The sequence below is a fragment of the Streptomyces sp. NPDC043680 genome (assembly GCF_056436685.1).
On sequence record NZ_JBWKCE010000015.1, the window covers coordinates 138,674 to 148,151 of the forward strand.

8 protein-coding genes are annotated in these 9,478 nt (G+C 70.9%); 3 read left to right on the plus strand and 5 right to left on the minus strand.

Annotation, left to right across the window (positions count from 1 at the left end; genetic code table 11):
• Positions 1 to 46 precede the first annotated feature (46 nt).
• The 3 genes from AC0666_RS25850 to mshC all read left to right on the plus strand — a co-directional run bounded on the left by AC0666_RS25850 (position 47) and on the right by mshC (position 2,777).
• Positions 47 to 637, plus strand: a complete 591-nt coding sequence (locus AC0666_RS25850) for a DUF3090 domain-containing protein (RefSeq protein ID WP_356849691.1) — start codon at positions 47 to 49, stop codon at positions 635 to 637.
• Positions 601 to 1,437 carry an SCO1664 family protein gene (locus AC0666_RS25855; protein WP_468585956.1) on the plus strand — a complete coding sequence of 279 codons (837 nt, stop codon included), beginning with the start codon at positions 601 to 603 and terminating at the stop codon, positions 1,435 to 1,437. Before AC0666_RS25850 ends, AC0666_RS25855 begins: the two co-directional genes overlap by 37 nt.
• 110 nt (positions 1,438 to 1,547) lie before the next feature.
• Positions 1,548 to 2,777: a cysteine--1-D-myo-inosityl 2-amino-2-deoxy-alpha-D-glucopyranoside ligase gene (gene mshC / locus AC0666_RS25860; protein ID WP_478708376.1), complete on the plus strand. Its 1,230-nt coding sequence runs from the start codon at positions 1,548 to 1,550 to the stop codon at positions 2,775 to 2,777.
• 79 nt (positions 2,778 to 2,856) lie between these two features.
• Here the strand turns inward: mshC and AC0666_RS25865 are convergent, their stop codons facing one another.
• The 5 genes from AC0666_RS25865 to AC0666_RS25885 form a co-directional block, all read right to left on the minus strand.
• Positions 2,857 to 3,828 carry a PAC2 family protein gene (locus AC0666_RS25865; protein WP_361715323.1) on the minus strand — a complete coding sequence of 324 codons (972 nt, stop codon included), beginning with the start codon at positions 3,826 to 3,828 and terminating at the stop codon, positions 2,857 to 2,859.
• Positions 3,829 to 3,955: 127 nt separating this feature from the next.
• The gene (locus AC0666_RS25870; protein ID WP_468972270.1) at positions 3,956 to 5,563 is read right to left on the minus strand and encodes a glycerol-3-phosphate dehydrogenase/oxidase; all 1,608 of its coding nucleotides are present in this window, start codon (positions 5,561 to 5,563) and stop codon (positions 3,956 to 3,958) included.
• A 39-nt stretch (positions 5,564 to 5,602) separates the two neighbouring features.
• Positions 5,603 to 7,129, minus strand: a complete 1,527-nt coding sequence (gene glpK, locus AC0666_RS25875; RefSeq protein ID WP_468972272.1) for a glycerol kinase GlpK — start codon at positions 7,127 to 7,129, stop codon at positions 5,603 to 5,605.
• Positions 7,130 to 7,206: 77 nt separating this feature from the next.
• Complete coding sequence (locus tag AC0666_RS25880; RefSeq protein ID WP_468585958.1) at positions 7,207 to 7,989, minus strand: MIP/aquaporin family protein; 783 nt, start codon at positions 7,987 to 7,989, stop codon at positions 7,207 to 7,209.
• Between the two features lie 316 nt (positions 7,990 to 8,305).
• Positions 8,306 to 9,073 carry an IclR family transcriptional regulator gene (locus AC0666_RS25885; RefSeq protein ID WP_468972274.1) on the minus strand — a complete coding sequence of 256 codons (768 nt, stop codon included), beginning with the start codon at positions 9,071 to 9,073 and terminating at the stop codon, positions 8,306 to 8,308.
• Between the last annotated feature and the right edge of the window lie 405 nt (positions 9,074 to 9,478).

The following is a 9,478-nucleotide window of genomic DNA, read 5'->3' on the forward strand; positions in this document are numbered from 1 at the left end:
GGTGGATGGGCCTACACAACCCGCCGCCGAGACTTGGAGACTGGACGTGCCCCGTCAGGTGTTCCTCTACGACCCGCCGGACCGCTTCGTGGCCGGCACGGTCGGTCTGCCGGGACGCCGTACGTTCTTCCTGCAGGCCTCCTCCGGCCCCCGCGTCACGAGCGTCTCCCTGGAGAAGACCCAGGTCGCCGCGCTGGCCGAGCGGATGGACGAGCTGCTGGACGAGGTCGTACGGCGCACCGGCGGCAACGCGCCGGTCCCTGCCGTCGCCCCCGCCGAGGCCACCGACACCGCGCCGCTGGACGTCCCGGTCGACGAGGAGTTCCGCGTCGGCACCATGGCCCTCGCCTGGGACGGCGAGGAGCAGCGGATGATCGTGGAGGCGCAGGCCCTCGTCGAGCTGGAGGTCGACTCGGAGGAGGATCTCGCCGAGGCGGAGGAGCGGCTGCTCCAGGACGAGGAGAACGGCCCGCCGATGCTGCGGGTCCGCCTCACCGGCGCGCAGGCCCGCGCCTTCGCCAAGCGGGCTCTCGACGTGGTCAACGCCGGCCGCCCGCCGTGCCCGCTGTGCAGCCTGCCGCTGGATCCCGAGGGCCACGTGTGCCCCCGGCAGAACGGCTACCGGCGCCAGGTGTGACCGCGACGGGGGAACGCGAGGAGCTGCTCACCAAAGGTGAGCTCACGGTCGTCGGCCGCATCCGCGAGGCGTCCAACGCCGTGCTGCTGTGCACGGTGACGTACGAGGGCGTGAGCACCGACTGCGTCTACAAGCCGGTCAAGGGTGAGCGCCCGCTGTGGGACTTCCCCGACGGCAGCCTCGCCCAGCGCGAGGTCGCCGCCTACCTGGTCTCCGAGGCCACCGGCTGGGGCCTGGTGCCGCCCACCGTGCTGCGCGACGGGCCGTACGGGGAGGGCATGGTCCAGCAGTGGATCGAGGCGGGGCAGACCCCCGGGGCGGAGCTGCTCGCGCTGGTGGAGGGCGAGGAGGCCGGTGAGGGCTGGAAGGCGGTCGCCCTCGCCGAGGTGGGGGACGGCCGCACGGCCCTGCTCGTGCACGCCGACGACCTGCGGCTGCGCCGGCTCGCCGTACTCGACGCTGTGATCAACAACGGCGACCGCAAGGGCGGCCACCTGCTGCCCGCCGCCGACGGCCGGCTCTACGGCATCGACCACGGGGTGACCTTCCACACGGAGGACAAACTGCGGACCCTGCTGTGGGGCTGGGCGGGCGAACCGCTCACGGACGAGGCGCGCGAGGTGCTGGGCTCCCTGCGCTCCCGGCTCGCCGAGGGGGAACCGCTCGCCACCCGGATGGCCCAACTGATCACGCCGGTCGAGCTGGCCGCCGTACGGGCGCGGGTGGAGCGGCTGCTGCTCACCGGAGTGCATCCGCAGCCCTCCGGGCAGTGGCCGTCGATCCCCTGGCCGCCGGTCTGATCCGGCCACGGCCGGGACGCACAGAACCGGCCAGACCGCAAGAGTGCCGATCAAGCCAACAGTGCAGGTCCGGTTCGTTTCCGGAACACGCGTCCGGTTAGGCTCGACACATGCATGCCTGGCCCGCTTCTGAGGTCCCCGCCCTGCCCGGCAAGGGCCGCGACCTCCAGATCCACGACACCGCGACCCAGGGGACGATCACCCTCGACCCCGGTCCCGTCGCCCGTATCTACGTCTGCGGCATCACCCCGTACGACGCGACCCACATCGGTCACGCGGCGACCTACAACGCGTTCGACCTCGTACAGCGCGTGTGGCTCGACACCAAGCGCCAGGTCCACTACGTCCAGAACGTCACGGACGTGGACGATCCGCTGCTGGAGCGGGCGCAGCGCGACGGCCACGACTGGACCGCGCTCGCCGAGCGCGAGACGGCCCTCTTCCGCGAGGACATGACCGCCCTGCGGATCCTGCCCCCGCAGCACTACATCGGAGCGGTCGAGGCCATACCGGGCATCGTGCCGCTGGTGGAGCGGCTGCGGGACGCGGGAGCGGCGTACGAGCTGGACGGCGACGTCTACTTCTCGGTGGAGTCCGACCCCCACTTCGGCGCGGTCTCCCGCCTCGACGCCGAGGCGATGCGGCTGCTGTCGGCCGAGCGCGGCGGCGACCCGGAGCGCCCGGGCAAGAAGAACCCGCTGGACCCGATGCTGTGGATGGCCGCCCGCCCGGGCGAGCCGAGCTGGGACGGCGGCACGCTGGGCCGTGGCCGGCCCGGCTGGCACATCGAGTGCGTCGCCATCGCCCTCGACCACCTCGGCATGGGCTTCGACATCCAGGGCGGCGGCTCCGACCTGGCCTTCCCGCACCACGAGATGGGCGCCTCGCACGCCCAGGTCCTGACGGGCGAGTACCCGATGGCCAAGGCGTACGTGCACGCGGGCATGGTCGCCCTGCACGGCGAGAAGATGTCGAAGTCGAAGGGCAACCTGGTCTTCGTCTCGGCGCTGCGCAGGGCCGGCGTCGACCCGGCGGCCATCCGCCTCGCGCTGCTCGCCCACCACTACCGGGCGGACTGGGAGTGGACCGACTCCGTCCTGGAGGAGGCGGTGGCCCGCCTGGACCGCTGGCGCGCGGCCGTGTCCCGACCCGACGGCCTCCGGGCCGACGCTTTGGTCGAGGAGGTCCGGACGGCGCTGTCGAACGACCTGGACGCCCCGGCGGCGCTCGCGGCCGTGGACCGCTGGGTCGAGCAGCAGCTCGCCTCCGGCGGCGACGACGAATCCGCCCCGGGCCTGGTCTCCCGCACGGTGGACGCCCTGCTGGGCGTGGCCCTCTAGCGCCTTCCGCCCGCTGCACCGATGCCCCCGCGGCCCCTTCTTCGGGCCCGGGGGCATCGGCGTGCCGTCCTGCTGCGTCCTACTGCTCGGGGGTGTCGTCCTCGTCCGGGGCGGCGGGCTCTTCCCCGGAGGGGTCCGGCTTGCGCTTCGGAGGGCGCGTCAGACCGCTCGCCGTGTCCCGCAGGTACGAGCCGTCGCCGGCCTCCGCGGCCGGGTCGCGCCGGCGCAAGTACCGTTCGAACTCCCGGGCGATGGCGTCCCCCGAGGCCTCCGGAAGGTCGGCCGTGTCCCGCGCCTCCTCCAGCGTCTGGACGTACTCCGCCACCTCGCTGTCCTCGGCGGCGAGTTGGTCCACGCCCAACTGCCACGCCCGTGCGTCCTCCGGCAGTTCGCCCAGCGGGATCCTGAGGTCGATCAGATCCTCCAGCCGGTTCAGGAGGGCCAGCGTCGCCTTCGGGTTCGGCGGCTGCGAGACGTAGTGGGGGACCGCCGCCCACAGCGACACCGCCGGGACACCCGCATGCGTACAGGCCTCCTGGAGGATGCCCACGATGCCCGTCGGGCCCTCGTACTTGGTCTCCTCCAGGTCCATGGTCCGCGCCAGGTCCGGATCCGAGGTCACCCCGCTCACCGGCACCGGCCGCGTGTGCGGCGTGTCGCCCAGCAGCGCCCCCAGGATCACCACCATCTCCACGCCCAGTTCGTGCGCGAAGCCCAGGATCTCGTTGCAGAACGAGCGCCACCGCATAGACGGTTCGATACCCCGTACGAGCACGAGGTCACGCGGCTTCGAGCCGCCGATCCGGACCACCGACAGGCGCGTCGTCGGCCACGTGATCTTCCGTACCCCGTTGTCCAGCCACACCGTGGGCCGGTTGACCTGGAAGTCGTAGTAGTCCTCGGCGTCCAGCGCAGCGAAGACCTCTCCCTTCCACTCCCGGTCCAGGTGCGCGACCGCACCGGAGGCCGCGTCACCCGCGTCGTTCCAGCCCTCGAACGCGGCCACCATGACCGGGTCGATCAGCTCGGGCACGCCCTCAAGCTCGATCACCCAGGTCTCCTTCCGAAGTTCCCTTGTGTACGTGGCTCAGCCTAATCCTTGTGGGGACGCCGGCCACAGCCCACGACAGAGGGGCGGTTCCCCCCGGAACCGCCCCTCTTCCCCACCTGCGGGAGAGCTATGCCTTACGGCTCAGCATCTCTTCGACCCGGGCCCGCACGGAGGCGTCGTCCAGGCCGCGGACCACCACCGTCGTCCGGCGGCGCAGCACGTCGTCGACCGTCTCGGCCCACTCGTTGTCCCGGGCGTACGCGACCTGCGCCCAGATCTCCGGCCCGTCCGGGTGGATCCGCTCGGCCAGCGCCGGGTCCTCGTTCGCCAGGCGCGCGATGTCGAAGGCGAGGGAGCCGTAGTGCGAGGCCAGGTGGCGCGCGGTCAGCGGGTCCATCCGGGTGCCCGGCTCGCGGTCCACCAGCAGTCGGTGCGCCACCGCGTTCGGGTTGGCGACACCGGGCAGCGGCACCCGGCGTACCAGCGACTTCACCGGCTCCATGTCCTCGGTCAGCGGGCTGCCCGGGAGCTTGGCGAGCTTGTCCATGACCACCCGGCCGATGTGGCGGTACGTCGTCCACTTGCCGCCGGCCACCGACAGCATGCCGCCGGCGCCCTCGGAGACGACCGTCTCCCGCTTGGCCTTCTCGACCCCGCCGGGGCCGCCGGGCAGCACCCGCAGGCCCGCGAAGGCGTACGTCATCAGCGAGCGGTCGAGGTCGGGGTCCTTGATGGAGAACGCGGCCTCGTCCAGGATCTGCTGGATGTCCTTCTCGGTGGCGCGCACGTCCGCCGGGTCGCCCTCGTAGACCTCGTCGGTGGTGCCGAGCAGGAGCTGGTCCTCCCACGGCAGGGCGAAGGTGATGCGGTACTTGTCGATCGGGGTGGCCATGGCGGCCTTCCAGGGCGACTTGCGCTTCATGACGATGTGCGCGCCCTTGGACAGGCGGATCGACGGCATGCAGTGCTTGTCTTCCATGCGCCGCAGGTGGTCCACCCACGGGCCGGTGGCGTTGAGCACGACGCGCGCGTCCACCCCGAACTCGGTGCCGTCCAGGCGGTCCTTGAGCTCGGCTCCGCTGACCCGGCCGCGCGTGGTGCGCAGTCCGGTGACCTCGGCGTGGTTGAGGACGACGGCACCCGACTCGACGGCCGCGCGCACCGTCATGACGGCGACGCGGGAGTCGTTCATCTGGTGGTCGTAGTAGACCGCGACGGCCTTCAGGTTGTCCGTCTTCAGGCCGGGGTTGTCGGCGACGGCACGGGCCGGGGATATGACCTTGCCCATGCCGTCGCCGAAGGCCGAGAGGGCGGAGTAGGCGAAGACGCCCGCGCCCAGCTTGGCCGCACCCACCGGACCGCCCTTGTAGACCGGCAGGTAGAAGGTGAGCGGGTTGACCAGGTGCGGGGCCACGTCCTTGGCCAGCACCCGCCGCTCGTGATGGTTCTCGGCGACCAGCTTGACCGCGCCGGTCTGCAGGTAGCGCAGGCCGCCGTGGACGAGCTTGGAGGAGGCCGAGGAGGTGGCGCCGGCGAAGTCGCCGGCGTCCACCATGGCAACCCGCAGACCCGACTGCGCGGCGTGCCAGGCCACCGAGGTGCCCAGGATTCCACCGCCGATGACCAGCAGGTCGTACGTGGCCTTCGCCAGCTGCTCACGGGTCTCGGCACGGCTCGCGTTCGAGCCGGCGGTCGGGTGCGAACCCAGTGTGGGAACGCTCTGCAGGGTGCTCATATCTTTTAGCTCCTCGTCGATTGACTCAGCTGAATGCGGTCAGCTGGCGTCTTCGTCGTCGATCCAGCCCATGGACCGCTCGACGGCCTTGAGCCAGTTCTTGTACTCGCGGTCCCGCTGCTCTGCGGGCATCCGCGGGGTCCACTCCGCCGCGCGGCGCCAGTTGGCGCGCAGGGCGTCGGTGTCGGGCCAGAAGCCGACGGCCAGGCCGGCGGCGTAGGCGGCGCCGAGGCAGGTGGTCTCGGCGACCATCGGACGCACCACGGGGGCGTCCAGGAAGTCCGAGAGGGTCTGCATCAGCAGGTTGTTGGAGGTCATGCCGCCGTCGACCTTGAGGGCCGTGAGCTCGACGCCCGAGTCCTTGGTCATGGCGTCGGTGATCTCGCGGGTCTGCCAGGCGGTGGCCTCCAGCACGGCACGGGCGATGTGCGCCTTGGTGACGTACCGGGTCAGGCCGGCGATCACACCGCGGGCGTCGGAGCGCCAGTACGGGGCGAACAGGCCGGAGAAGGCGGGCACGAAGTAGGCGCCGCCGTTGTCCTCGACGGAGGAGGCCAGCGTCTCGATCTCGGCCGCGGACTTGATCAGGCCCATCTGGTCGCGCATCCACTGGACGAGCGAGCCGGTGACGGCGATGGAGCCCTCCAGGGCGTAGACCGGCTTCTCGTCGCCGATCTGGTAGCCGACCGTGGTCAGCAGGCCGCTGTAGGAGTTGATGATCTTGTCGCCGGTGTTCATCAGCATGAACGTGCCGGTGCCGTACGTGGACTTCGCCTCGCCCTCGGAGAAGCAGGTCTGGCCGAACAGGGCGGCCTGCTGGTCACCGAGCGCCGAGGCGACCGGGACACCGGCGAGCACGCCTTCCTTGACGTGGCCGTAGACCTCGGCGGAGGACCGGATCTCGGGGAGGACGTTGAGCGGGACCGCCATGGACTCGGCGATGCGCTCGTCCCACTCCCGCGTGTGGAGGTTCATCAGCATGGTGCGCGAGGCATTGGTGACGTCGGTGACGTGCACACCGCCCTGGACGCCGCCGGTCAGGTTCCAGATGACCCAGGAGTCCATGGTGCCGAAGAGGATGTCGCCGGCCTCGGCGCGCTCGCGCAGGCCCTCGACGTTGTCGAGCAGCCAGCGGACCTTGGGACCCGCGAAGTAGCTCGCCAGCGGCAGGCCGGTCTCGCGGCGGAAGCGGTCCTGGCCGACGTTGCGGCCGAGCTCCTTGCACAGGGTGTCGGTGCGGGTGTCCTGCCAGACCAGCGCGTTGTGCACCGGCTCGCCGGTGTTCTTGTCCCACAGGAGCGTGGTCTCGCGCTGGTTGGTGATGCCGACGGCCTTGACGTCGGCCGCGGTGATCTCGGCCTTGGCGATGGCCCCGGCGACGACCTCCTGGACGTTGGTCCAGATCTCGGTGGCGTCGTGCTCGACCCAGCCCGGCTTCGGGAAGATCTGCTCGTGCTCCTTCTGGTCGACGGCGACGATGCGGCCGTCGCGGTCGAAGACGATGCAGCGGGAGGACGTGGTGCCCTGGTCGATCGCGGCGATGAAGGGGCCGGTGCTGCTGGTCATGGTGGCTGCTCCTGGCAGGTGTCGAAGTAGGCGGAATCAGTGTGACGGTGCGGATCTTGCGATCGTGCCGGTTCTGATCAGGCGAACGCGATGTTGTACAGACCGCCGGCGATGACGGCACCGACGAGCGGGCCGACGACCGGGATCCAGGAGTATCCCCAGTCCGAGCCACCCTTGTGGGGCAGCGGCAACAGGGCGTGGACGATGCGGGGGCCGAGGTCGCGCACCGGGTTGATGGCGTAACCGGTCGGTCCGCCGAGGGAGAGGCCGATGCCGACGACCACGAAGGAGGTGATCAGGACGCCGATGACGCCGAGACCCTTGCCGTCGTCCTGGAGCCCCTGGGTGAGGATCGCCAGGATCAGGACGGCGGTGCCGATGATCTCGGTGAGCAGGTTCTGGACCACGTTGCGGATCTCGGGTCCGGTGGAGAAGATCCCGAGCACCGGGCCGGCCACGTCGTGCGGGTGCGGGTCCTCGGGGCCGAGCTTGGCGTCACGGATGTGCTCCGGGTCCGCCAGGTGCACCCGGAACTGTCCGTAGTACGTGGCCCACATCAGGACCGCGCCGATCATGGCGCCGAGCAGCTGGGCCGCGAGGTAGACCGGCACGTCGCCCCACTCGCCGGTCTTGACGGCTATGCCGACCGTGACCGCGGGGTTGAGGTGCGCGCCGGAGAGGGGCGCGGACACGTACGCGGCGATCAGGACGGCGAAACCCCAGCCGAAGGTGATCGCGAGCCATCCCGCGTTGCGGGCCTTGGAGCTCTTGAGCGTGACGGCGGCGCAGACGCCACCGCCGAGCAGGGTGAGCAGGGCGGTACCGATGGTCTCGCCGATGAAGATGTCGGAGCTGGACACCCGCGACTCCTTTGTCTTACGTCCAGGGGGTGGGCGGACACCGGGTCCCTCCGGTGGTCCACCGCACTCGGTGAGTGCTGCACCGGTCCTTGGCTTGTCACACCCTAGCGCGTATTGCCGGTAGGTGTTCGACAATGCCGACCGATGAACGGCAGTTTTCCGCCCTGGTGAAGAACGCGTCAAGGGTTGGGCGGGTCACAGATCCGGATCGTTACCGCTCGGTGCGATCGCCCAAAATCGGCCAACTGCCGATCGAAAAATGGCCAAATGCAACCAGATGGCGAGCGGAGTCGCCCTGGATGCACTCAAAGCAAGGTCAGAACCGGCCTGCACCGAGGTCGCGCGAAACCGACCGCGCGCAATCCCGCACCGACGCGACCAGGCTCGCCCGGGGCTCGCCGCCCTCCCCGCAGACCCGCTCCACGGCCCCCGCGACCGCCACGGCGCCGACCGGCATCCGCCGCCGGTCGTGGATGGGGGCGGCCACCGAGGCGACGCCCTCCCACGTCTCCTCCACGTCGGAGGCCCAGCCGCGTGCCCGGGTCAGGTCCAGGACCTCTTCGAAGCCGGCGGCGTCCGTCACCGTGCGGGGCGTGAACGCCTCCCGCTCCACCTCGACCGCCTCCGTGTGGGCCACCGGGTCGTACGCCGACAGCACCTTGCCCAGGGCCGTGGAGTGCAGCGGCTGCATGGCGCCCACCTCCAGCACTTGACGGCTGTCGTCCGGCCGGAAGACGTGGTGCATGATCAGCACCCCGCTCTTGTGGAGCACCCCCACGTACACGCTCTCGCCGCTCGCCCGCGCCAGGTCGTCCGTCCACACCAGCGCCCGGGCCCGCAGCTCGTGCACGTCGAGGTAGCTGTTGCCCAGGCGCAGCAGCTCCGCGCCCAGCTGATAGCGGCCGGAGGCCGGGTCCTGCTCCACGAAGCCCTCGGCCTGGAGGGTGCGCAGGATCCCGTGCGCCGTCCCCTTGGCGAGCCCCAGCGCACCGGCCACGTCCGACAGGCCCAGCCGGCGCTCACCGCCCGCCAGGAGCCGCAGCATCGCAGCGGCTCGTTCGAGCGACTGGATGTTCCGTGCCATCGTGCAGCCTCCTGCTGACGTAGTTCGACAATGCTGAACACTATCGGCCGATGTCGACTCTGTGCATGGTTGGGCGCGTGTTCAGCCCGCCCACGGCCGGGAGACCTCTTGCGGACCCCCGCGCACAGAATGCAGTCCGCCACGTGGGACGCCCCCACCGGGGCCGGGGCCGCGCGGTTACGCTGACCGCGTGCACCCTTGACACAGCGGGGGTGCAAAGCCGACAGCCGTCGCATCCCAGGGAGCTCAACCATGGCCTCGTTGCCGAACCCGCCCGCAGACACCCAGAGCCGGGCCGATGCCCTCCGAGAGGCGCTCGCCACCCGTGTGGTGGTCGCTGACGGGGCGATGGGGACGATGCTCCAGGCGCAGGACCCGACGCTGGAGGATTTCCAGCAGTTGGAG